The organism is Mesorhizobium sp. M0923 (assembly GCF_040319365.1).
Lineage (GTDB): Bacteria > Pseudomonadota > Alphaproteobacteria > Rhizobiales > Rhizobiaceae > Mesorhizobium.
The window spans coordinates 72590-94840 of record NZ_JAMYNW010000024.1 but is presented as its reverse complement, the minus strand read 5'-3'; the positions used below and the strand labels follow the sequence as shown (position 1 = coordinate 94840).

Here is a 22251-nt window from a genome sequence, read left to right as displayed (position 1 = left end):
CGGCAGGACAGAGGGGGGCGCGAAGGATCGCTACAGAGCGTTTGCTATTGCCCCTGAAACGCACGGCCGACCCACGCCTCGACAGCTGTTACTTCCCCAGCTCTACCGACCGCAGCCGCGCCGCTTCCACCGCCTCGGTGAGCAGGCGTGTCAGCCGGTCCTCGCCCATCAGTACTGCAAGGGCCGCAGCCGTGGTGCCGTTGGGGCTGGTCACCTGCTGCCTGAGCACGCCGGGCTCCTCGCCGCTTTCGGCGGCCAGCGATGCGGCGCCGTAGACCGTCTGCATTGCCAAGAGCTTGGCAGTCCCGGCCGGCAGGCCAGCCTTCTCGGCGGCCACCGTCAGCGCTTCGATGAAATGGAAGATATAGGCTGGACCGGATCCGGAGACTGCCGTCACCGCGTCCATCAGGCCCTCGTCGTCAATGTCGGCCACTTGCCCGCTCGCCGAAAGCAGATCGGCGACAAGGTGTTTGGTGTCCTCGGAAACCAGCCTGTTGGAAAACACCACCATCATGCCCTTGCCGATAGCCGCCGGCGTGTTGGGCATGCAGCGCACGATCGGCGCGCGGTCGCCGAGAATGCCTTCGAACGTGGCGACCGGCGTCCCGGCGGCGATGCTGAGGAAAGTGGTTCGGCCATCGTTGAAGCGGATGTAGCCAGCCGTCACGTCGCGGATCACCTGTGGCTTGACCGCAAGGACGACGAGGGCCGGCACGGCGTCCGCCGGGATGACGCCGGCATCCGCGGCAGCAGCGCAGCCCAGTGCTTCGGCACGCTTGCGCAACTCGGCATTGGGCTCGACCACGAACACCGCAGCCGGAGCGAGCTTGCCGGCTTTCAGCCAGCCCGAGAGCATGGCGTAGCCCATATTGCCGCAACCGGCGAGAACAAGCCTGATCGTCATCGAAGCTCTCCATTCGAAAGGTTGGCTTTGCCATAGACGTTCATGGGCGGACGGGGAAGCCCCTCTCGGACCTTATCAGGGGCCGGGTTATGTCGCCGCTTTCGCCGCCTGATCGGGCTCGGTCAGTCCTGACCCGATCACTCTGGACGGCCAGGTTCGGCCCATCCCAGACTAAAAACAGGGATTGCAGACGAGGTGGGAGCGATAGCCTGGATTCTCCAACAGCGCACCAAAGCCGACAAGAAATCCTCCCCAACCAAGCACAACTGCCACGGCAACGACGCCGACTCCCATAGCCATCTTGCAAGTCGCCACGGCCCCTGAAGAAAGCGCCATGGGCGTATCAAAGCAAGGATTGCGGTCCCTGCCAGCAGACTAAGCACCGGAACTCCGAAGAGCACAGCGTGCATCTCCAGCATCAGCGCAAACGGAGTGTCTGGCGTTATCATACGGATAGCCTCCCCCGAATTCTGACGGTGTTCAAGATGGCGACTTCATGAACAATGGAACGTCTGCCTCCAACCCTAACCGACATCCCGCCATTTTTCGAGTGATCGACCAATCGCGGGCGACGAACTCGATGGCATTGTCTTAAGGCGGGAAACGAGGTCTCTCAGCCGACCAAATTAACCTTTTATTTCCTATGCCTGTTTAGCATCGCTTAACCAGTGGACGGTCGCTACGTCCCAGCCCTAGGGGAAAGCTCCAGGAACCATGGCTTACAGGGATAATCGTCAACACCGGAGGAACGAGCTGTCCTTGCTGTCGCTCGTCGAGGCAGTGCGCGACGAGGACGAAGCATCGCTGGTTTCGCTAGAGGACCGTGCAGGCGCGTCATGGCGCGAGGATGCCGCCACACGGCATCGTCTCGCCCGGTCGCGCCGCGAGGCGCGTGCCAGTCCGATCCTGTTGGCAGCCGCCGGCACAAGCCAGCTCCATCCTGATGGGCCGGAGGCCGCCACCATACTGACGGAAGAGCCTGCAGCTGCCGATGTATTGTTCGACCCCGCTGGCTCCGTTGGCGGCCGCGATGCCGGTCCCGCTGAGGACAAAGCGTACCGGGCAGCGCGTCGGGGTCCGATCGGTACCGTGTTGTCGGCGCTGCGCAGGCTCATGCCCGGCAGAGCGCCGGAGGAGATGGCGTCCGGCGAGACTTCCGCCGCGACAAATTCCGGCGCAGCGATGCCGCCTGCCTTCGATCTACAGCCGCTCTATGCCGGACAGCCACCTTATCCGCAGCAACCCACGCCGCAGCATTCGGCCTATACTCAGGCCTGGTCGAAGGAGGCAAATCAGGTTTCGGAAGCCGCCGATCAGCAAAGCCAGATCGAGGAAATCCGTGCCAGCCTGCGTGAATTCCGCGAAGCGGTTCGCGAGCTCACCGAAAACCGCACGCGCCGCTATTTCTAAGCGTCGAATAAAACATGCCGGTTTCGAGTTAGCGGCATGGGACGGCGCATTGACGGGATTGCCCGGCTCGATTTTCGTGAAAATGCCGCGCTGCATGTCCGCCCGGCTGCGCATGGTTCTGGGCAACGACATGCATAAAAGGTATCTGGAGTACGCCGCGGGATGCTTTAACGCGGCAGGCTTAGGCGATCGGCGTCGAGGGTGGTTCATGGCTGAGTTGATTGACGGAAAAAGCGTCGCCGAAGACGTGGTGCGGCGGGTCAAGGCCCTGGTCGCCGAACTGGCGGAAAAGGGCGGACGGCAGCCCGGCCTCGCGGTGGTCATCGTCGGCGAGGATCCGGCGAGCCAGGTCTATGTCGCCTCCAAATCCCGCACCGCCAAGGAATGCGGCTTCCATTCGGTTCAGCACACGCTGCCGGCCGAGACCTCCGAGCCGGACCTGTTGAAGATCATCGGCCAGCTCAACGCCGATCCGGCCATCAACGGCATCCTGGTGCAGCTTCCGCTTCCCGGCCATATCGATGCCGGCAAAGTCATCCAGACCATCGCGCCGGAGAAGGATGTCGACGGCTTCCACTTCATCAATGTCGGCAAGCTCGGCACCGGCGAGCTCGAGACCGCCTTCGTGCCTTGCACGCCGGCCGGCTCGATGCTGCTGATCGAACGGGTGCGCGGCAAGGATCTGTCCGGCCTCAATGCGGTCGTCGTCGGGCGCTCGAACATCGTCGGCAAACCGATGGCGAATCTACTGCTTGCCGCCAACTGCACGGTCACCATCGCACACAGCCGCACCAGGGACCTGCCGGCGCTTGCCCGCACCGCCGATATTCTGGTCGCAGCCGTCGGCCGGCCTGAAATGGTCCGCGGCGACTGGGTCAAGCCTGGCGCCACCGTCATCGACGTCGGCATCAACCGTATCGCCGCACCTGAAAAGGGCGAAGGCAAGACCCGCCTCGTCGGCGATGTCGCCTTTGCCGAAGCAGCGAAGGCGGCCGGCGCCATCACGCCGGTGCCTGGCGGCGTCGGGCCGATGACCATTGCCATGCTGATGGCCAACACGCTAGCTTCCGCCTACCTCGCAGCCGGGTTGAAACGGCCTTCCTTCTGACCAGAGAGCAGCGTCCTTGCCGAACCTCACTGTTCCCTTAGAACGGCCGGTCACCAATGATCCCGTTCAGGGCGGCCGGCAGTTCGGGTTTCTGCTGGTCGACAAGTTCTCCATGTTCTCGCTGGCCGCGGCAATCGACACGTTCCGGTCGGCGAACCGGCTGCTCGGCCGCGATTTCTATGGCTGGACGACGGTGTCGGCCGACGGCGATGCCGTCATGGCTTCCAACGGCCTGCCGCTCAAGATCGACTACGCCGTTGTCGATCTGCCGCCGGTCGATATCCTTTTCGTCTCGGTCGGGCTGACGACGGAATTTCCCGGCAAGAGCAAGGTGCTGGCGGCGCTGCGCAGCTGGGGCCGGCGCGGCAATGCGCTCGGCGCGCTTTCGGTCGGCTCCTATTTGCTTGCCGAAGCAGGCCAGCTCGATGGCTATCGCTGCACCATCCATTGGGAAAACCGCGCCGGGTTCCTCGAACGCTTTCCGGACATCAACTGCACCGGCAACGTCTTCGAGATCGACCGCAAGCGCTACACCTGCGCCGGCGGCACCACCTCGATCGACCTGATGCTGGAAATCGTGCGCGGCGATTTCGGCTCGAGTCTCGCCAATGGCGTCGCCAACCAGTTCCAGCATGAGCGCATCCGCTCGGCCGGGGACCGCCAGCGCGTCGGCCCGGAACGCGACCTGACCGGCAAGTCGGAGAAGCTGCGCCGCATCGTCGAGCTGATGGCCGACCATCTCGACGAGCCGCTGTCGGCGGTGCAGCTCGCCAAGTCGGCGGGCCTGTCGGTGCGCCAGGTCGAGCGCCTGTTCCTGCGCCATCTCAGTGTGACGCCCGGGCGCTATTACATGCGGCTCAGGCTCGAGCGGGCGCGCGAATTGCTGCGCCAGACCAACATGCCGATCCTCGACGTGGCAATCGCCACCGGCTTCACCTCGCATTCCTATTTTGCCCAGAGCTACCGGCTGCAATTCGGCCGGCCGCCTTCCGAGGAACGCCGCACGACCTATTGAGGGTTTGGCAGAGAGGCGACGCAGCTTCGTACTCCGTCCGGGCTTGTGTCGCGACGCGGCGTCAAATAGCGTTCCGGCGCCGAGCGGCGGCGACTGACGGGGGAGATTTTTGATGGCGGGATTTGTGCGGAGCGTCGCTGCGGCGGCCCTGTTGCTCTGGACGACGGGGTTCGGTTTCGCCGCCGATCGCGTCATCGTCATTCTCGATGCCTCCGGCTCGATGTGGGCGCAGATCGACGGCAAGCCCAAGCTCGAAATCGCCCGTCAATCGCTGCGGAACGTGCTGCAATCGGTCCCGGCCGATGAGGAAATCGGCCTCATGGCCTATGGCCATCGCGACAAGGCCAGTTGCGACGACATCGAACTCATCGTGCCGCCGCAGGCAGGCTCGGCAAGTGCGATCTCAGCCGCGGCCGACAGCTTGAAATTTCAGGGCAAGACGCCGCTGACCGCCGCTGTCAAGCAAGCGGCGGAAGCATTGAAATACACCGAGGACAAGGCGACGGTCGTTCTCATCACCGATGGCATCGAGACATGCAGCGGCGATCCCTGTGCGCTCGGCAAGGAGCTTGAGGCTGCCGGCATCGACTTCACCGTCGATGTCGTCGGCTTTGGCCTGACGGCTGCCGAAGGCAAGCAGGTCGCCTGCCTGGCCGATAACACCGGCGGCAAATATATCGAAGCATCGGATGAAAAGGCATTGCAGGACGCCCTCGTCGAGACCGTTGCGCCGCCGCCATCCGCTCCTGAACCGGCTGCCGCCCCGGAGCCTGCTCCCCAGCCGGCGCCTGCCCAGCCGGCGGAGTCCAATTTCGTGCCCACCGTCGTGCTTGCCGAAGGTGGCGATCCCGTCACCGACGGCAATGCCTGGGAGATCTATAAGGCGAATTCCGACGGCACGCGCGGCGATCCCGTCGCCACCGAGTACGGTGCCTACAAGGGCAATCTGGAGGCGGGCGACTATATCGTCGTCGCGCGCGCCGGCGAGGCCAAAGCCGAACAGAAGATCAAGATCGAGCCTGGCCAGGTCGCCAAGCCGCTCTTCACGTTGAATGCCGGCACGCTGGTTATCCACCCGCGGCCAAGCGAAGGGGCGGACGTTGACGGCGGCGCGGCGGTCGTGATCGCCTATCCAGGCGTCGACACCCTGCCGACCTACTATGGCGACACGAAAGTCGTGCTGCCGGCCGGCGACGAGAAGGTGACCGTCACGATCGGCCAGGGCGTGGTTACCGAGACGGTCCCGCTTGCCGCCGGCAGGGTCATCGACAAGGATATCATCGTCGGCGTCGGGCATGTCGTCGCCAACGCCTACTATGCTGCCGGTGGCGACAAGGCCGAGGGTTCTGGCGTCGGCTTCAAGGTGTTCCAGGCGAAAAAGGACATCGGCGGGACCAGGCAGGAGGTGACCTATGCCTACGGCCCCGACAGCAAGTTCGATCTGCCGCCCGACGATTATGTAATGGTCGCGACCGTCGATCTCGCGGTGGCCGAGCAGCCGTTCAGTGTCAAAATTGGCGAACATCAGGATCTGAAGATCGCCATGAACGCCGGCGTGCTGGCGATCACCGCGCCAGGGGCCTCGAAGATCGAGATATTCGAGGCCAAGAAGAACATCGATGGAACCCGCAAGTCGGTCGGCTACGCCTATGACCAGAAGTATCAGGCCACCTTGTCGGTTGGCGACTACGCGGTGGTTTCGGAGAAGTCGGACAGCAGCTCGAAGGAAGGCGCGGTAACGGTCAGGGCCGGCGCGCGAGCCGAGCTGACGGTTCAATAGATCCAAGGGAGAGCGGCCACCAGCCGCTCTTCCTCATGGCCGAAAAAGTCACGCCACGCCGAAGGCGCTCGCGCCATGGTCGGCGCGGCCCACCATCTGCCGGAACCCGGCGAAGAGCTCCCGGCCGAAGCCGAATTCATTGCCTATGAGGTCGCTGTCCGCGGGCCGGCGCAGTGCGAAATCGCCGGCCGGCACCAGCACCTCGAGCGTTCCGGCCTCGGCGTCGAGCCTGATAATATCGCCGTCATGAATCCTGGCGATCGGCCCGTCCTCCGCCGCTTCCGGCGTCACGTGGATCGCCGCCGGCACCTTGCCGGAGGCACCCGACATGCGCCCGTCGGTAACCAGCGCCACATGCTGGCCGCGGTCCTGCAGGATGCCGAGCACGGTGGTCAGCCGGTGCAATTCCGGCATGCCGTTGGCCTTCGGGCCCTGGAACCGAATGACGGCGATGAAGTCGCCGGTCAGCGACCCCGCCTTGAACGCCTCGTTCAGCCCTTGCTGGCTGTCGAACACCTTGGCCGGTGCCTCGATGATGCGCCGCTCCGGCTTGACCGCCGATGTCTTGATGACGGCGTGGCCGAGATTGCCTGAAAGCACTTTCAGCCCGCCGCTCGGCTGGAACGCCTTCTTGAACGGCGCCAGCACCTTCTCGTCGCCGCTCTGGCGCGGCGAGGCCTCGCGCACGACGCCGCCATCGGCGCCGAGCTTGGCCTCGACCGCGTAGGGGCGCAGCCCTTCGCCCCACACCGTCTGCACATCCTCATGTAAAATGCCTGCGTCGAGCAGTTCGCGGATCAGGAAGCCGAGCCCGCCGGCGGCGTGGAAGTGGTTCACATCGGCAAGGCCGTTCGGATAGACCCGCGCCAGCAGCGGCACCGCTTCCGAGATGTCGGAAATATCCTGCCAGGTAATGGCGATGCCGGCCGCCGCCGCCATGGCGATCAAATGGATGGTGTGGTTGGTCGAACCGCCGGTGGCGTGCAGGCCGACGATACCGTTGACGATCGAGCGCTCATCGATCATCCGCCCGGCTGGCGTGTAGGCGTTGCCGAGCGCTGTGATCGCCAGCGCCCGCTTGGTCGCTTCCCTGGTCAGCGCGTCGCGCAGCGGCGTGCCCGGATTGACGAACGAGGCGCCAGGCGTGTGCAGGCCCATGATCTCCATCAGCATCTGGTTGGAATTGGCGGTGCCGTAGAAAGTGCAGGTTCCCGGCCCGTGATAGGATTTGGATTCGGCTTCGAGCAGTTCGGCCCGCCCCGCCTTGCCCTCGGCATAGAGCTGGCGGATCTTGGCCTTTTCGTCGTTCGGAATGCCGGTCGTCATCGGCCCGGCCGGGATGAAGACCGCCGGCAGATGACCGAAGGTCAGCGCCGCGATCACCAGCCCCGGCACGATCTTGTCGCAGACGCCGAGATAGACGGCGGCATCGAACATGTTGTGCGACAGGCCGATCGCCGCGGCCATGGCGATCACGTCGCGCGAGAACAGCGACAGCTCCATTCCGGGCTGGCCCTGGGTTACGCCGTCGCACATCGCGGGCACGCCGCCGGCCACCTGGGCGATGCCGCCGGCCTCGCGGGCCGCGTCCTTGATCAGTGCCGGAAACGTCTCGAAAGGCTGATGCGCCGACAGCATGTCGTTATAGGAGGTGATAATGCCGAGGTTCGGCACCCGGTCGCCGCCAAGCGCCACCTTTTCGGAAGGACTGCACACGGCAAAGCCATGGGCCAGGTTGCCGCAGGACAGCACGGCCCGGTTGGCGGTGCGGTTCGAGGCTTCGGCGATGCGGCCGAGATAAGCCTCGCGACCGGGCCTGGAGCGCTCACGGATGCGCTGGGTGATGGCTTCGATGTCGCGTCTTGCGGTCATGGCGGTCGGTCCTTTCAGGCGAGGTCCCGCAAACACCTTCCGGCTGTTGCCGGGACCTGCAGCCAAGTTGAGATCAGGGTGCCCAGAAAACCTCTACGGGCTTTTGAGTTGCATCGAGCACGGCGCGAATGGGCTTTCGTGTTCCAACTCCAAGCGCGGCCTCGAATGCGGTGCGTTTTTCCGCGCCCTCGATATGCAGCGCGATGAAGCCGGCATTGATGATCCGCGCCAGTGACAGCGTCAGCCGCGGCTCGCCGGCGCTTGCCGCGTGAACCGGAAGCACGATCCTTTGCGACGACGGATCGAGCAATCTTGCCAGGTTGTCGGCATCCGGAAAGAACGAGGCGGTGTGGCCATCAGTTCCCATGCCGAGCACAACAACATCGAGGGGCCAGGGCAGCACTTGCAGCGCCTCACTGTCGGAGACCGCTGCGCCCGCGATAGTTGCCGCAGCGTGGTAGAGCGGCACGAAATTCGCGGCGGCGGCCGCGTTCTGCAGCAGGTTGGCGGCAACCAGACCGGCATTGGAGCGCGGCGACGAGGGCGGCACGAAGCGCTCGTCGACCAATGTTATCGTCACCTTTTCCCAGGCGATAGGAACGGTCGAAAGCGCCGCGAAGAATTTCGCCGGCGTCGTGCCGCCCGAGACTGCAAGCAGTGCCGTGCCGCGCTCGGCGATCGCCTTTGACAGGCGGCCGGCGACGTGGCCGGCAAGCGCTGTCGCCAACTCCTGGCGTCCGGCAAATTCGTGCCAGTTGTAGGCGCCGCCTAATTGCTCTCGTGCCATGTCCGCCCATCGCGTTCGATCAGCGCAATCGAGGCCGAGGGGCCCCATGTGCCTGCGGTGTAGCCTTGCGCCTCTTGCCTTCCGCTTTCCCAGGCGTCCTGGATCGGGTCGATCCATTTCCACGCAGCCTCGACCTCGTCGCGGCGCATGAACAGCGTCTGGTTGCCACGGATGACGTCCATGATCAGCCGCTCATAGGCATCGGGCGCGCGGCCGTCGAAGGATTGCGCAAAACTCATGTCGAGCGGGATCTGGCGCAGCCGCATGCCGCCCGGGCCCGGATCCTTGATCATGATGAACTGCTTGACGCCTTCGTCGGGCTGCAGCCTGATGACCAGTTGGTTGGCGGAGACCGGCCCGGCGCTCTCGCCGAAGATCGAATGCGGGATTGGCTTGAATTCGATAACGATCTCCGAAACGCGGGTCGCCAGCCGCTTGCCGGTGCGGAGGTAGAACGGCACGCTGGCCCAGCGCCAGTTGCCGATCTCGGCCTTGAGCGCAACGAAGGTCTCGGTGTTGCTGTTCTTGCCGAGTTCCTCGACATAGCCCTTCACCGGCCCGCCGGCCGAGGCGCCGGCACGGTATTGCCCACGCACCGTGTGCTTGGGCGCTTCGTTGCCGTTGATGCGTTTCAGCGCCCGCAGCACTTTCAGTTTTTCGTCACGGACGGCATCGGCGTCCATCGACGACGGCGCCTCCATGGCGACGAGGCAGAGCAGCTGCAGCATGTGGTTCTGTACCATGTCGCGCAACGCGCCAGCCTTGTCGTAATAGGTGACGCGGTCTTCCAGGCCGACCGTCTCGGCCACGGTGATCTGCACATGATCGACATTGGCGGAATTCCACAACGGCTCGTAGAGCGCGTTGGCGAAGCGCAGCGCCATCAAATTCTGCACCGTCTCCTTGCCGAGATAGTGGTCGATGCGGAAAATCTGGCTTTCATGGAAGTCGTCGCCGACCAGGTCGTTGAGCGCGCGCGCCGAAGCGAGATCGCGGCCGATCGGCTTTTCCAGCACGATCCGCGAATTCGGCGTGATCAGCCCGTGCTCCTTCAGCTTGTGCGAGATGTCGCCGAATAGCGCCGGCGCCACCGCCAGATAGAAAGCGCGGATGTGTTCGCTGTCGCCGATCGCCTTCTTCAGCCTGTCGAAGCCGGCACCTGTGGTTGCGTCGGCCGGGACATAGGAGAGCCGTGCGAGGAACGTTTTCAGTTCCGTGGCGTCGATATCTTCCGGTTTCACATGATCGGCAATCGCCTGCCTGGCGAAAGACTGGAATTCCTCATCGGTCATCTTCGAACGTGATGTGCCGATTATGCGCGTCGGCTCGGAAAACTGGTGGTCGCGCTGCCGGTGGTACAGTGACGGCAGAAGCTTGCGTTCCGACAGATCGCCGGTGCCGCCGAAAATGATAAAGTCGAAAGGGTCGACGGGGATGATCTGGCTGGTCATGGTCTGTCCGCTCTGACGCCGGTCGCGATAACGCGGCTGATATAATCTAATCGATTTAAACTTGCCAGTGTCATTGCGTCACATCCGCGTGTGCTCTTGACACCGGCTCTGGCCGGAGGCTTGTCGGCAAGCGATGCTTCCGGGAGCGTTCGCAGGTGCAGCATAGAGCGGGATCAAGGCGAAAGCCAAAGGAGAAATCGGCAATGGACACACATCTTTCGATGGCCATGGCCAAACGCGTCGTCGATCGTCTTCAACGATGAGTGAGAAAGGCATGCGCCTCCAAAACAAGGTCGCCATCATCACCGGCGCTGCCTCGGGTTTTGGCGAGGGCATGGCCAGGCGCTTTGCCGAGGAGGGCGCGCGGGTCGTTGTCGCCGATCTGAACGCCAAGGACGCAGAGCGCGTCGCCGGCGAGATCGGCGAAAAGGCGATCTGGACCCAGACCGACGTCTCGCTGCGGTCCGAATTCGACGACATGGTCCATGCTGCAATGAGCGTCTTCGGTCGCATCGACATCATGGTCAACAATGCCGGTTACACCCATCGCAACGGTGACATGCTGGAAGTCGACGAAGCGACCTTCGACCTGATCACGTCAGTCAACATGAAGGCAATCTACAACGCAGCACTTGCCGTGGTGCCGGCCATGGAGCGGCAAGGCGGCGGCGTCATCCTGACGACGGCTTCCACGGCCGGTATCAGGCCGCGGCCTGGTCTCACCTGGTACAACGCATCGAAGGGCTGGGCGATCACCGCGACCAAATCGATGGCGGTGGAACTCGCGCCAAAGAACATCCGTGTCAACTGCCTGTGCCCGGTCGCCGGCGAGACCGGCATGCTTGAGAAATTCATGGGCGCCGACACACCCGAGATCCGCGAGAAGTTCCGCGCATCGATCCCGCTCGGCCGGCTTTCGACGCCGCTTGACGTGGCCAATGCCGCGCTTTGGCTCGCATCGGATGAAGCAGCTTTCATCACCGGCGTGGCGCTGGAAGTCGACGGCGGCCGTTGCATTTGAACCCCTAGGCCATCCGGCGACAGGCGGCTGATGGCGAGCGATCCGAGCCGCGATCGCTCTGTCTGTCCTACGCCCCGGTTTTGACGTAGCTCTTGTAGACCCAGCCGCGCTTGCCGTTGTAGACGATCTGGCACCACTGCTTGCAACTCATCACTTGCACCGAGGTCTTGGCCGGCACGGTGAGAATGGCGGCCGCATTCTTCTTTGGGCCGGTGCGCATGGTGACGGATCTCAGGATGCGTCCGGTACCGGCAGTATTGGTTTTTCCGGATTTTGCCTTGGTGCTGTTGTCGTCTTCGCTCGCGGACTGCGTCGGCAGTTGCGGCTTGGGTGTGGGGATGGCAGCGGTCTGCGCACCGTCGGGCCCTGTGTTTTTCGTCGAGCTGCCGGGAGCCGCCACCTTGGCAAACAATGCCGCAGCGTCGGGTTTCGCTGCCGGATCGGCGAATGCCACCGAAGCAGACGATTTATCGGCCGCCTGATCGGTCTGGCTTGCCAGTTGGTCGGATGCTGCTGTGGCGGCGGCCGATGCCGTCTTTGGTCCCGTCCAGCGGGGATCGTTGGGAGCCAGCGCCGGTATGTCGGCTTCCGCCGCGGCCACCGCCGGGGAAACCGCGTCGGCCTTGCCCGTCGTCCGCGGCGCCGCAGCGACCTTGGAAGGCATGATCTTCGTCGTCTTGACCGGAATGGTCGGAACGGTCTGCTCAGGGCTCGCCGCCGCCTGTCGTTCATTGGCCGGCAAGGCCAGCCACAGCGCCACTGCGGCAACGCCGAGCAGTGCTGCCGTGCCAAGCGCAGCGATCACGAGATGCGCGTTCGACCGGACCCCGTGCCAGAACGTCGGCCGCATATCGTAACCGAATTGCATCGCAAGGCGCCGTCGTTCCGGCGCACCGAAACTGAAGGGCTCTCTCACACTTGCCACCTCCATTTGCGGGCCGATGTTCTCACGACCGATGCCGGAGAGCCGGCATTTCGATCGGCATCGTTCCCAAACCAAAAGCGGGCAGGCCCGCAAAAATTCCCCGTTCAGCTGCCCACGAGCATCATCTTTCGCCCGCGATTGTGGCATCACTGCGCCCTTGGCGGGGATTCTGCGCCCTGGTTAAGGATTCTGCAACGCCTGGTTAAATCCTGTCCCGCAACGCGTACCAGTTGAGCGCAAGAAAGAGCAGTGGCGCGCGGAAACGCCGGCCGCCGGGGAAAGGCGGAATCTTCAGATCCTCGATCAGCTTCAGCCGGTCGCGGTTGCCGGCGACCGTCTCGGCATAAAGCTTGCCGAAAAAATTGGACAGCATGACGCCGTGGCCGGAATAACCACCGACCGAGATCACATTGGGCATGACTTCGCGCACGAACGGCTTTCTCGGTACGGTGATGCCGACATAGCCGCCCCAGCCATGGGTGATCTCAATGTCCTTCAGTGCCGGATAGATCTCGGCGATCTGCCGGCGGATGTGGATGTGAATGTCCTTGGGATCGTTGACTGCGTAGATCTCGCGCCCGCCAAACAGCAGCCGCCCATCCTTCGATTTGCGGAAATAGCGCACGACGAAGCGCGAATCGTCGACCGCCTCGCCACCCGGCAACACTTTGGAATCGGCGCCCAGCGGTACCGTTGCGCCGATGAATGAGCCGATCGGCATGATATGCGAAGCACTCACCGGCTCGAGCGTGCCGCCATAGGCGTTGACCCCGATCAAGCACTTCCCGGCGATGATCGTGCCCTTCGGCGTCGTCACCCTCACTTTGCCGCCGCCGGAGGTGATGCCGGTCGACGGTGTCTGCTCGAAAAGTTTTGCGCCGGCCTGTGCCGCGACTTTTGCGGTGCCGATCACCAGCTTCAGCGGATGGATGTGGCCGGTGCCCGTGTCGCGGGTGCCGCCGAAATAATGCGTCGAGCCGAGCCGCTCGGCTGTCTCCGCGGCATCCATGAATGAGATGTGCGGATAGCCGAACCGGCTTGCCATGATCTCGGCATGTGCCTTGTAGTCGTCGACATAGCGCTTTTTGTGCGCCACCGACATTTGGCCGGGCATATAGTCGATCTCGATCTGGTGCACCGCGGCGAAGTCGAGGAGATGCGCCTTGGCCTCTTCGGCCAGGTCGAACAGCGCCTTGGCGCAGGAAAAGCCGTATTCCGCTTCCAGCTCCTCTGCCCAGGCCCGCTGTCCGGTGCCGAGCTGGCCGCCATTGCGGCCCGACGCGCCGTCACCGAAACGATGCGTTTCGATAAGCACGACATCCGCGCCTGACTTGGCGAGATGAGCCGCAGCCGACAGGCCGGTAAAGCCGCCGCCGACGATCACCACGTCGCATGTCCGGTCGCCGTCGAGCGCCGGATATTCGGGCCTTGGTCCGGCCGTGTCCTCGTACCAGGAGCGGCCGGGGGAGATTGGGGATTGGTAAGTCATGATGCTCGGCTAGGGGAGTAGGGGAGTAGGGCAGTAGGGCAGTAGGGCAGTAGGGCAGTAGGTGTCTATTCAGCCGACAGCTTGCGGATGAGAAGCCGCAAGAGCTTTCCTACGCTCTCGCTGTGAGGCATCAATGATTCGACTGCCTCGCGAGAGGTAATTCCAACCCGTTGCGCGATTAGAAGGTGTGTCTCCAGTTCCTTGAGTGATCCCTGGGGGATCCTGAGAAACTGCTGGTAGGAAGCTCGGCTTTCTCGGCCGTAACCCTCGGCGATGTTGGCTGGCACAGACGTTGCTGCCCGACGCACCTGACCCGTCAGCCCGTAGAGCTCGTCCTTCGGCCAGGTCCTTGTGACTTGGGAGATTGCAACCGTTAGGTCCATGGCTTGCTGCCAGACGATCAGATCCCTGTACGATGCGATCTTGTCCGTCATCCTTGCCCTACTGCCCTACTGCCCTAACTGCCCTACTGCCATATTGCCCTACTCTCCTACTACACATTCAGCAGCAAATACTCCCGCTCCCATGGGCTGATCACTTCCATGAAGGTCTCGAATTCCGCCCGCTTGATCGCCGCATAAGTCGCTGCGAAGGATTTGCCGAGTAGGGCGCAGAGTTCCTCGTCGGCCTCGAACAGGTCGACGGCTTCGAGCAGGCCGCGCGGCAGGTCGATCTCATCCTCATTGGCGGTCGTCAGTACCGGCGGATCGGCCTTGATCTTATTGGTCATGCCGATCAGCCCGCAGGCGAGCGATGCGGCCAGCGCCAGATAGGGATTGGCGTCGGAGGAAGGAATGCGGTTTTCGACGCGCCGCGCTGCCGGGTCGGAGCGTGGCACGCGAAAGGCCGTGGTGCGGTTGTCGTAGCCCCATTTGTTGTTGACCGGCGCCGAGGCCGCCTGCGTCAGCCGCCGGTAGGAATTGACGTAGGGCGCAAACATCACCAGCGCGTTCGGCACATGTTTCTGCATGCCGCCGATGAAGTGGAAGAAGGCCTCGGTCTCCGAGCCGTCCTCCGCGGAAAAGACGTTCTTGCCGGTCTTCTTGTCGATGATTGACTGATGGATATGCATGGCCGAACCGGGCTGCCCCTGGATCGGCTTGGCCATGAACGTGGCATAGATCTCGTGCTTCAGCGCCGCCTCGCGGATGGTTCGCTTGAACATGAACACCTGGTCGGCGAGCTCGATCGGATCGCCGTGACGCAGATTGATTTCGAGTTGGCCGGCGCCCTCTTCGTGGATCAGCGTGTCGATCTCCAGGCCCTGGCTTTCGGAGAAATGATAGATGTCGTCGATCAGTTCGTCGAATTCGTTGACCCCGGCGATCGAATAGCCGGCGCCGCCGCCGATCGGCCGTCCGGAGCGCCCGACTGGCGGGGTCAGCGGGTAGTCCGGATCGGGGTTCTTGCGCACCAGGTAGAACTCGATCTCGGGCGCCACCACAGGTCTCAGCCCGCGTCTGTCATAGGCGGCAAGCACGCGCTTCAGAACGTTGCGCGGTGTGAACTCGACCGAGCGGCCGTCCTGGTGGACGAGGTCGCAGATGACCGCCGCCGTCGGGTCCTCCTCCCACGGCACCACCGTCAGCGTCGAGAGGTCAGGCATCAGCTTGAGGTCGCCATCGTCCTCCGGATAGTGGAAGCCGTTGCCGTCCTCCGGATAACCACCCGAGATCGTCGTCATGAACACCGCCGAAGGCAGGGCAAGCGAGGTGTTGGAGGTGAACTTCTTCGACGGCATCATTTTGCCGCGCGCAACCCCGGCCTGGTCGGGCGTGATGCATTCGATGTCTTCGATGCCGCGCCATTCCAGCCAGGCGCTGACTTCCTTCCAGTTCTTGACGCCACGTTGGTTTTTCACGAAGGCAGGCATGCGGGCGCGTCCTCCGCGGCTCGACGGACGGACTTCCTTTTTTGCAGGCGGCATCAATCACCAGATTTGTTGCAGATTGTGGAGTATAGCCGTTGCCGGCGACCAAAGGGAAGGGGAGCCGGCTGGCGTGCGCCTCGATTACCGGGGGAACACAACGACTTCCGGATAAAAACATCCTGGTCTAGGGTCGGCGTCCCGCAACGCCGCAATTGAAGACGCCGAATGCAACACAGCCGCAAACTGACGACGATCGGCTTCGACGCCGACGACACGCTGTGGCAGAACGAACAGTTCTTCCGCATGACCGAGAAGCGCTTTGCCGCGCTGCTCGCCGACCACGCCGAGGAGGACTGGATTTCGGCAAGATTGCTGGAGGTCGAGAAGCGCAACCTAGCGGTCTACGGCTTCGGCATCAAGGGATTTACGCTGTCAATGATCGAGACGGCGATCGAGGTCACCGAAGGCCACGTGCCTGCCTCAACCATTGCCGAAATTCTCGCCGCGGGCCGCGAGATGCTCAGCCATCCGATCGAGCCGCTTCCCTATGCGCGCGAGACCGTGGAAAAGCTGGCCGGCGCCTACCGCCTGGTGCTGATCACCAAGGGCGACCTCTTCGACCAGGAACGCAAGCTCGCGCAATCCGGACTGGGCGAGTTGTTCCATGCGGTCGAAATCGTCAGCGACAAGAGCGCTGCCACCTATAGCCGGATCTTCAGCCGCTACGGCGATGGCCCGGAAAAGGGCATGATGGTCGGCAACTCGCTCAAATCGGACGTCGTGCCGGCAATCGAAGCCGGCAGTTGGGGCATCCACGTGCCGCATGAACTGACCTGGGTGCTGGAGCATGTCGAGCCGCCGGTCTCAGCACCGCGCTTTCGCCAGATAGCCAATCTCGGTGAACTGCCGGGCCTGATCGAGCGTATCGGCGAGATTGATTGATCAGGTCTGCAGTCGACGCGTCGCGGTAGAGGTCAGTTGCGGCCGAGCCCGACCAGCCGGTCGATCACCGGCTGCAGCCGTTCGGTGGTGATCGGCTTGACGACCACCGCATCGATGACGCTCGACAGGCCCAGGGTCTCCGGAGTGCCGGTCTTGACTGAGAGCAGGATCACCAACGGAAGCGATTTGCCTGACGCCCTTCGCAGCGCATCGATGCCCGACAGCAAGGCGTCGCAGTCACCGTTCTCCGCTCCGCCGTCGAGAACGACAGTGCCGGGAATCAGCGCGTGCAAGGCCTTTGCCGCGGTTTCGGGAGTTTCCGAGATCGGTTTGAGGCCGGACCGCTCAACGATCTTTGAAACCACGACCCGGTTGATCGGTGATTTTCCGACCACCAGCACCCGCGAGAAATCTGGGAGCATCCGCGTCTCCACGCCCCGGCTAACGAACGCCGCCTGCTTTGCAGTCTCGATTTCGCGATTCGCTGGGCACATGGCGGGGCAGGCCGTTGTTCAGTGTTTCAATGCAGGGTTGAAACTTGAGAGGTAATTGGCGTGAGATCGCTGCTCATGTCAAGCTGAAATGGCATATCAGGAGAATATCGCAAGAAACATTAAAATTCAAAATAAGTGCTTTTCTTTGCCGCCGCTCGAAAGGAGAAGTCGCCATTACAACTGGGCAGGCTTCAGCGAAGTTTGGCTGTGCAGCGCGAACGCATCAACTCGCAGCCGTAGCCGGATTGAAGCAGGTTGGATGAAGGCGAGGCAAGTCTGTCGCGAGCTTGTCGCATCGCCTCGCTGGACTATCCTTCCTCGTTGGCTAAGCACGTCTCTTTGAGCGACGGGAGATGACAATGGAACTCGTGACTCATAAGAAATTTAAAAACGGCCGGTTGATGCCATGGGGAAAGGGTACGGTCGTTACCGGCGCAAAGGGGTTTGTCTACCTTTCCGGAAATACCGCGACGGCCGAGGACTACGATCCGATCGGCAAAAGCGGCGGCGGCGCCATTGGCGACGCGGCAGCACAGTGGCGCGCAGTTCTCACCAACATCAAATCAGATCTGGAGGAGCTTGGCAGCGCGCTCGAGCATCTCATCCGGCTGACCTTCTTTGTTAAGGGGCCATTTCCCGATGGCGGCGTTCTGAGCTCCCCCAATTTCCGCTTGGACGTCTTGGACGAATTCTTTGCGGTGCACTGCCCGAAGCACTGCAGCTACAACAACCCGCCGCCCTCGGAAGTTATTGGAGTTGCAGCGCTTGCTCAGTCTGATCTTGTCATTGAAATCGTTGCATTAGCAGCTCTGCCGGACTAGGCAGAGCCGCAGCCTGCGAGGTGCGATAGCATGCGTTCAAAAAGGCGCGGTGCGGTAGAATTCATTAGTCGTGGCTCCGCTGTGTGACGATGACCGGGATCAGCAGATCGCCCCAGTTGCCATCGCCGCCATGGTGACGTGCCGAGCGCACCAGTTCGACCGAGACGCCGGCCTCGACCGCCTTCATCACCGACTGATTGAGCCTGTGCAGATCGTTCGCCAACATGCGAATGGTCGCCTGCTGGTCGACATTCATGCTGGTGGCTTGCTCTTCGGCCCGTTCCTTGACGCGGCTTATCGATGCCATTGGTCTTCTCCTTGTGTTGTCATGCCCGTTTGGGCGTTCCCTCTGTTTGTCTGCTATTCCGCTATTCCGCTGCCGGCCTGAATTGGGCGTGCTCGGTCGATCCATGCATGGCCGTTGTCGAAGACTGGCCACCGGTGATCGCCATCGAGACGGCGTCGAAATAGCCGGTGCCGACCTCGCGTTGGTGCTTGGTGGCAGTGTAGCCATTGGCTTCCGCGGCGAATTCCGCCTGCTGCAGTTCCGAATAGGCAGCCATCTGCCGCTCCTTGTAGCCGCGGGCGAGCTCGAACATGCCGAAGTTGAGCTGGTGGAAACCGGCCAGCGTAATGAACTGGAACTTGTAACCCATGGCGCCGAGTTCCTTCTGGAACTTCGCAATCGTCGCGTCGTCGAGATTCTTCTTCCAGTTGAAAGACGGCGAGCAATTATAGGCAAGCAGCTTGCCGGGATGGTGCTTGCGCACACCCTCGGCAAACGTCCTGGCCTGCGCCAGATCGGGCTTGGAAGTCTCGCACCAGATCAGGTCCGCATAGGGCGCGTAGGCGACGGCGCGGGCGATGCAGGGCTCGATGCCATTGCTGACACGATAGAAGCCCTCCGCGGTGCGGCCGGCGCCATAATCGACGAAGGGCTGGTCGCGCTCATCGATGTCGGAGGTCAAGAGCTGTGCCGCTTCCGCATCGGTGCGGGCCACGACCAGCGTCGGCGTGCCCATGACGTCGGCGGCAAGCCGCGCAGCGTTGAGGTTGCGGATGTGTGCAGCGGTCGGGATCAGCACCTTGCCGCCGAGGTGGCCGCATTTCTTCTCCGAAGCCAGCTGGTCCTCGTAATGGACGCCGGCCGCACCCGCCTCGATGAATGCCTTCATGATCTCGAAGGCGTTGAGCGGCCCGCCGAAGCCGGCTTCGGCATCGGCGACGATCGGCGCGAACCAGGTGTCGACCGACAGCCCCTTGCCTTCGGAAGTCTCGATCTGGTCGGCGCGCTGCAAGGTGCGGTTTATGCGCTTGACCAGTTCGGGCGCCGCATTTGCGGGATAAAGCGACTGGTCCGGGTACATGGCGGAAGCGGTGTTGGCATCGGCGGCGACCTGCCATCCCGACAGATAGATCGCTTTCAGCCCGGCCCGCACCTGCTGCATTGCCTGGTTGCCCGACATGGCACCGAGCGCGTTGACGAAATCCTCTTCATGGATGAGCTGCCACAGCCGGTTTGCCCCCATTTCGGCGAGGCTCTGCCGAATCTGCACCGAGCCGCGCAGCCGTCTCACGTCCTCTGGCGAATACGGCCGTTCGATGCCATCGAAGCGCCCTTGGGGCGCCGACGGGACAAGGTTGTAAAAATCGGTCATTGGTCACTCCAGGCTGGCTTTAATGCCGGTTTCGGAAACGCCGTACAGAAGGAATATGTGCGCCGTGTGCGTGACATCATTTACATGTCGGCACTAGGCAAGCGAGACAAACTCCGAAACTGGCCATGAAATAAGAGAAAACCTGTGTTGTATTTGACTGATGAGAGCTGTAAATTTGTCATGATTGTAAACGCCGCCATGCCATCAGCGGATGTAAATTTTTGTCAAGGACAGTCGATTGGCCGACCATAAAATCTTTGCCGGGCCGCGCATTCGTCGCATCCGCAACGCCAAGGGCCTGACCCAGACGGCGATGGCCGAAGGGCTCGGCATCTCGCCGTCCTATCTCAATCTCATCGAGCGCAACCAACGGCCGTTGACGGTGCAACTGATCCTGAGACTGGCGTCCGTCTACAAGGTCGACCCACATGAATTGCAGGGCGAGGCGAGGGGTTCGGTCGCCGATTTGAAGGAAGTGTTTTCAGATCCGTTGCTGGCCGGCGAACTGCCAGGCGACCAGGAACTCATCGAGCTTGCCGAGGCGGCGCCCAACGCTTCCGCCGCTGTGATAAAGCTGTTTCGCGCCTATCGCGAGCAGGCCGCGCGGCTATCCGATCTCAACGAGCTGCTCGCGCGTGAGGGCAAAGCCACCGCACTCTCCGGCGCCCGGCTGCCGATCGACGAGGTGCATGAGATTTTCGAACGCCGGCCGAACCATTTTACCGCGCTCGAAGAGGAAGCCGAGGCATTCACGTCGGTGCTCGATCCCGGCGACGATCTGTTCAGTGCGTTGAAGGCTTGGCTGCGGCGTGAATTCGGCGTCGTCGTCAAGGTACTGCCGGTCGCCACCATGCCCAACTGGCGCCGTCGCTATGACCGTCACTCGCAGCGCCTGTTCCTGTCCGAGCGCCTGTCGCCATTCGATCAGTTGCGCGAGGTGGCGATGGAGGCCTGCCTGATCCGCATGAGCGTTGCTGTCGCTGCCGAAATCCAGGCGCTGAAGCTGGCCACGGACGAAGCCCGCCGGCTCGCCCGTTTCGAACTCGGCCGCTATGCCGCGCACGCGCTGATGATGCCCTATCAGCCTTTTCACGCCGCTGCGGTCCGCGCCCGCTATGACATCGACATGTTGCGGTCGCGCTTCGGCGTTTCCTTCGAGCAAGCGGCGAACCGGCTGACCACGCTGCAGCGGCCGGGTGCGTCGGGCGTGCCATTCTTCATGCTCGAGGTCGACAGTGCCGGCAATCGCTTCCGCAAGGCGGGCAGCCACGGCTTTCCGCAAAGCCGCTTCGGCGGCGGCTGTCCGAAGCTGCCGGTCCATACCACCTTCGCCCAGCCCGGCCAGATCCTGGTCGAGGCCCTGGAAATGCCAGATGGTGCGGCGTTCCTCTGCATCGCCCGCACGCTCGAAGGCCCGCAGGGCTCGTTTGCCGAGCGACCGCGCCGCACCGCGCTGCTGCTCGGCTGCGACATCGGTTTTCGCGATGAGATCGTCTATGGAGCAGCGTTGCCGGGGCCGGCCGCCATCGGCAAGGCCGGACAGAACGCCGCTGTGTCGGCTACGCCGGTCGGCGCTGCCTGCCGGCTGTGTGAACGCATCGGCTGCCTCGCCCGCGCCGAGCCACCGCTGACACGCCCGCTCGGCCTCGACGAGATGGTGACGGGACTGTCGGCGTTCGATTTTCAGTGACGGCAAACAGAGTTGCCGGGGATCGTGCCGCGGGCGCATTCTTCTATCGGCTACCGCTGCCTATCAGAACGTCCATTTCAATCGTCAGCGGCTCTCCAGGGCTCGGCGAAGCTAGCCCGCGCCAGACCTCCTCGCGCACGATGTGCTTCATATCCGGAGGAAGCTGGACATACTCCTGACCGCTCAATGTTCCGCCCTTGGCGATGCCGCTGAAATAGTCGTCGAAGGACGAGAACTTGATGGGCCGCGTTTCGAGCTGGACGTCAATCTTTCGAAACCCGGCGCGATAGAGCAAATCATGCAAGCATGTGGCGTCGGGGACGGAGAAGAAGCGATTTAGCTTTTCAGCTTTCTCAGGGGCATGGCGGGCGATTACCGCACCTATTCTGGCGAACAACGAACGCTCTGGCGTCGTTGTCACGCTAACTGCAGTCCAGCCGTTGGGGCGCAGAACCCGGCGAAATTCCGAAAGCGCTCCAAGCTGGTCCGAGAAGAACATGAGCCCAAGCTGACAGGTCACTGTGTCGAACCGACGGTCCTCATAAGGAAGCGCGTGAGCGTCGAACGTAGCGAGGGTGATTGGCTGGTCTTTCAAATTGCGTTTGGCGGATTCGAGCATGGCCGGCGAGATGTCGCCGCCAATCACGGCGCCGGAAGGGCCTACAATGATGGCAGCGGCTTGCGCTGCCGCTCCGGTGCCCGTTGCGACGTCGAGCACGCGATGGCCAGGCGCAATCCGTGCTGCCTTCAGCAAGGACGGGATAAACGAGTTCGTCGCACGGGCGAACAACTCGTCATAGCCAATCGCCGCCGTTTTGTAGAATGGCTCATCCATGGGGGCGCCCTATACATTTGCACCGTACGTCGAGCATGGGGCGTCTGTCGATGATCGGGCATCTCTGTGCACCTGTCGGTGCGCCAAATGGAACACGATGCTGGATCACTCCCCATCCCCGTCTTTGCGTTACGCGATTAAGGCACGTTTCTGTCGTCCGCTTTGCATCGTGCCGCCTC

20 protein-coding genes are annotated in these 22251 nt (G+C 62.8%); 8 read left to right on the top strand and 12 right to left on the bottom strand.

The window, feature by feature from the left end; genetic code table 11:
- Window positions 1-88: 88 nt before the first annotated feature.
- Window positions 89-904, bottom strand: a complete 816-nt coding sequence (proC, locus tag NKH89_RS29675; protein ID WP_352592533.1) for a pyrroline-5-carboxylate reductase — start codon at window positions 902-904, stop codon at window positions 89-91.
- A 759-nt stretch (window positions 905-1663) separates the two neighbouring features.
- Here proC and NKH89_RS29670 point away from each other — a divergent pair.
- From NKH89_RS29670 to NKH89_RS29655, 4 genes are all read left to right on the top strand, one after another.
- On the top strand, window positions 1664-2314 hold the full coding sequence (locus NKH89_RS29670; protein WP_352592534.1) for a hypothetical protein: 651 nt from the start codon (window positions 1664-1666) through the stop codon (window positions 2312-2314).
- Window positions 2315-2522: 208 nt separating this feature from the next.
- Window positions 2523-3422, top strand: a complete 900-nt coding sequence (folD, locus tag NKH89_RS29665; RefSeq protein WP_352592537.1) for a bifunctional methylenetetrahydrofolate dehydrogenase/methenyltetrahydrofolate cyclohydrolase FolD — start codon at window positions 2523-2525, stop codon at window positions 3420-3422.
- Window positions 3423-3438: 16 nt separating this feature from the next.
- Window positions 3439-4437: a GlxA family transcriptional regulator gene (locus NKH89_RS29660; protein WP_023719415.1), complete on the top strand. Its 999-nt coding sequence runs from the start codon at window positions 3439-3441 to the stop codon at window positions 4435-4437.
- A gap of 112 nt (window positions 4438-4549) precedes the next feature.
- Window positions 4550-6217 carry a vWA domain-containing protein gene (locus NKH89_RS29655; RefSeq protein WP_352493827.1) on the top strand — a complete coding sequence of 556 codons (1668 nt, stop codon included), beginning with the start codon at window positions 4550-4552 and terminating at the stop codon, window positions 6215-6217.
- 48 nt (window positions 6218-6265) lie between these two features.
- On the opposite strand, the gene edd is transcribed toward NKH89_RS29655, so the two are convergent.
- From edd to zwf, 3 genes are all read right to left on the bottom strand, one after another.
- Window positions 6266-8089 (bottom strand): phosphogluconate dehydratase, encoded by a 1824-nt coding sequence (edd, locus tag NKH89_RS29650; RefSeq protein ID WP_352482395.1) that lies wholly within the window; start codon window positions 8087-8089, stop codon window positions 6266-6268.
- Between the two features lie 73 nt (window positions 8090-8162).
- Window positions 8163-8876 carry a 6-phosphogluconolactonase gene (gene pgl, locus NKH89_RS29645; protein ID WP_352482394.1) on the bottom strand — a complete coding sequence of 238 codons (714 nt, stop codon included), beginning with the start codon at window positions 8874-8876 and terminating at the stop codon, window positions 8163-8165.
- Entirely contained in the window at window positions 8858-10327 is a 1470-nt protein-coding gene (gene zwf / locus NKH89_RS29640; protein WP_023719411.1) for a glucose-6-phosphate dehydrogenase, read from the bottom strand. The genes pgl and zwf overlap by 19 nt, the downstream gene beginning before the upstream one ends.
- A gap of 274 nt (window positions 10328-10601) precedes the next feature.
- Between zwf and NKH89_RS29635 the strand changes: the two genes are divergently transcribed.
- The gene (locus tag NKH89_RS29635; protein ID WP_352493829.1) at window positions 10602-11348 is read left to right on the top strand and encodes an SDR family oxidoreductase; all 747 of its coding nucleotides are present in this window, start codon (window positions 10602-10604) and stop codon (window positions 11346-11348) included.
- 67 nt (window positions 11349-11415) lie between these two features.
- Here the strand turns inward: NKH89_RS29635 and NKH89_RS29630 are convergent, their stop codons facing one another.
- The 4 genes from NKH89_RS29630 to NKH89_RS29615 form a co-directional block, all read right to left on the bottom strand.
- A complete protein-coding gene (locus NKH89_RS29630) occupies window positions 11416-12216 on the bottom strand; it encodes an SH3 domain-containing protein (RefSeq protein ID WP_245278604.1) in 801 nt (266 codons plus the stop codon).
- 259 nt (window positions 12217-12475) lie between these two features.
- On the bottom strand, window positions 12476-13762 hold the full coding sequence (locus tag NKH89_RS29625; RefSeq protein WP_352493830.1) for an NAD(P)/FAD-dependent oxidoreductase: 1287 nt from the start codon (window positions 13760-13762) through the stop codon (window positions 12476-12478).
- Window positions 13763-13827: 65 nt separating this feature from the next.
- Entirely contained in the window at window positions 13828-14196 is a 369-nt protein-coding gene (locus NKH89_RS29620) for a four helix bundle protein (RefSeq protein WP_352493831.1), read from the bottom strand.
- A 59-nt stretch (window positions 14197-14255) separates the two neighbouring features.
- Complete coding sequence (locus tag NKH89_RS29615; RefSeq protein ID WP_352493832.1) at window positions 14256-15689, bottom strand: glutamine synthetase family protein; 1434 nt, start codon at window positions 15687-15689, stop codon at window positions 14256-14258.
- Window positions 15690-15857: 168 nt separating this feature from the next.
- On the opposite strand from NKH89_RS29615, the gene NKH89_RS29610 reads away from it, so the two are divergent.
- Window positions 15858-16574, top strand: a complete 717-nt coding sequence (locus NKH89_RS29610) for an HAD family hydrolase (RefSeq protein ID WP_352493833.1) — start codon at window positions 15858-15860, stop codon at window positions 16572-16574.
- Window positions 16575-16606: 32 nt separating this feature from the next.
- Here NKH89_RS29610 and NKH89_RS29605 read toward each other — a convergent pair whose 3' ends face one another.
- Entirely contained in the window at window positions 16607-16996 is a 390-nt protein-coding gene (locus tag NKH89_RS29605) for an ANTAR domain-containing protein (protein ID WP_156948085.1), read from the bottom strand.
- A 431-nt stretch (window positions 16997-17427) separates the two neighbouring features.
- Here NKH89_RS29605 and NKH89_RS29600 point away from each other — a divergent pair, with 431 nt between their 5' ends.
- The gene (locus NKH89_RS29600; RefSeq protein ID WP_023719403.1) at window positions 17428-17889 is read left to right on the top strand and encodes a RidA family protein; all 462 of its coding nucleotides are present in this window, start codon (window positions 17428-17430) and stop codon (window positions 17887-17889) included.
- 64 nt (window positions 17890-17953) lie between these two features.
- Here the strand turns inward: NKH89_RS29600 and NKH89_RS29595 are convergent, their stop codons facing one another.
- Together NKH89_RS29595 and aceA are read right to left on the bottom strand one after the other, a co-directional pair.
- On the bottom strand, window positions 17954-18196 hold the full coding sequence (locus NKH89_RS29595) for an SMc00767 family acetate metabolism repressor (RefSeq protein WP_023719402.1): 243 nt from the start codon (window positions 18194-18196) through the stop codon (window positions 17954-17956).
- Window positions 18197-18257: 61 nt separating this feature from the next.
- Window positions 18258-19547: an isocitrate lyase gene (gene aceA / locus NKH89_RS29590; protein ID WP_023719401.1), complete on the bottom strand. Its 1290-nt coding sequence runs from the start codon at window positions 19545-19547 to the stop codon at window positions 18258-18260.
- Between the two features lie 238 nt (window positions 19548-19785).
- Here aceA and NKH89_RS29585 point away from each other — a divergent pair, with 238 nt between their 5' ends.
- A complete protein-coding gene (locus NKH89_RS29585) occupies window positions 19786-21237 on the top strand; it encodes a helix-turn-helix domain-containing protein (RefSeq protein ID WP_352910844.1) in 1452 nt (483 codons plus the stop codon).
- A gap of 43 nt (window positions 21238-21280) precedes the next feature.
- Here the strand turns inward: NKH89_RS29585 and NKH89_RS29580 are convergent, their stop codons facing one another.
- Complete coding sequence (locus NKH89_RS29580; protein ID WP_352910842.1) at window positions 21281-22072, bottom strand: class I SAM-dependent methyltransferase; 792 nt, start codon at window positions 22070-22072, stop codon at window positions 21281-21283.
- Between the last annotated feature and the right edge of the window lie 179 nt (window positions 22073-22251).

Excerpts from the sequence above, each read along its gene's own strand:
- NKH89_RS29610 (WP_352493833.1), top strand. The coding sequence starts at position 15,858 with ATGCAACACAGCCGCAAACTGACGACGATCGGCTTCGACGCCGACGAC.
- NKH89_RS29635 (WP_352493829.1), top strand. The coding sequence starts at position 10,602 with ATGCGCCTCCAAAACAAGGTCGCCATCATCACCGGCGCTGCCTCGGGT.
- NKH89_RS29630 (WP_245278604.1), bottom strand. The coding sequence starts at position 12,216 with ATGCAATTCGGTTACGATATGCGGCCGACGTTCTGGCACGGGGTCCGG.
- proC (WP_352592533.1), bottom strand. The coding sequence starts at position 904 with ATGACGATCAGGCTTGTTCTCGCCGGTTGCGGCAATATGGGCTACGCC.
- NKH89_RS29580 (WP_352910842.1), bottom strand. The coding sequence starts at position 22,072 with ATGGATGAGCCATTCTACAAAACGGCGGCGATTGGCTATGACGAGTTG.
- NKH89_RS29655 (WP_352493827.1), top strand. The coding sequence starts at position 4,550 with ATGGCGGGATTTGTGCGGAGCGTCGCTGCGGCGGCCCTGTTGCTCTGG.
- pgl (WP_352482394.1), bottom strand. The coding sequence starts at position 8,876 with ATGGCACGAGAGCAATTAGGCGGCGCCTACAACTGGCACGAATTTGCC.
- aceA (WP_023719401.1), bottom strand. The coding sequence starts at position 19,547 with ATGACCGATTTTTACAACCTTGTCCCGTCGGCGCCCCAAGGGCGCTTC.
- NKH89_RS29620 (WP_352493831.1), bottom strand. The coding sequence starts at position 14,196 with ATGACGGACAAGATCGCATCGTACAGGGATCTGATCGTCTGGCAGCAA.
- folD (WP_352592537.1), top strand. The coding sequence starts at position 2,523 with ATGGCTGAGTTGATTGACGGAAAAAGCGTCGCCGAAGACGTGGTGCGG.
- zwf (WP_023719411.1), bottom strand. The coding sequence starts at position 10,327 with ATGACCAGCCAGATCATCCCCGTCGACCCTTTCGACTTTATCATTTTC.
- edd (WP_352482395.1), bottom strand. The coding sequence starts at position 8,089 with ATGACCGCAAGACGCGACATCGAAGCCATCACCCAGCGCATCCGTGAG.
- NKH89_RS29615 (WP_352493832.1), bottom strand. The coding sequence starts at position 15,689 with ATGCCGCCTGCAAAAAAGGAAGTCCGTCCGTCGAGCCGCGGAGGACGC.
- NKH89_RS29595 (WP_023719402.1), bottom strand. The coding sequence starts at position 18,196 with ATGGCATCGATAAGCCGCGTCAAGGAACGGGCCGAAGAGCAAGCCACC.
- NKH89_RS29600 (WP_023719403.1), top strand. The coding sequence starts at position 17,428 with ATGGAACTCGTGACTCATAAGAAATTTAAAAACGGCCGGTTGATGCCA.
- NKH89_RS29625 (WP_352493830.1), bottom strand. The coding sequence starts at position 13,762 with ATGACTTACCAATCCCCAATCTCCCCCGGCCGCTCCTGGTACGAGGAC.
- NKH89_RS29605 (WP_156948085.1), bottom strand. The coding sequence starts at position 16,996 with ATGCTCCCAGATTTCTCGCGGGTGCTGGTGGTCGGAAAATCACCGATC.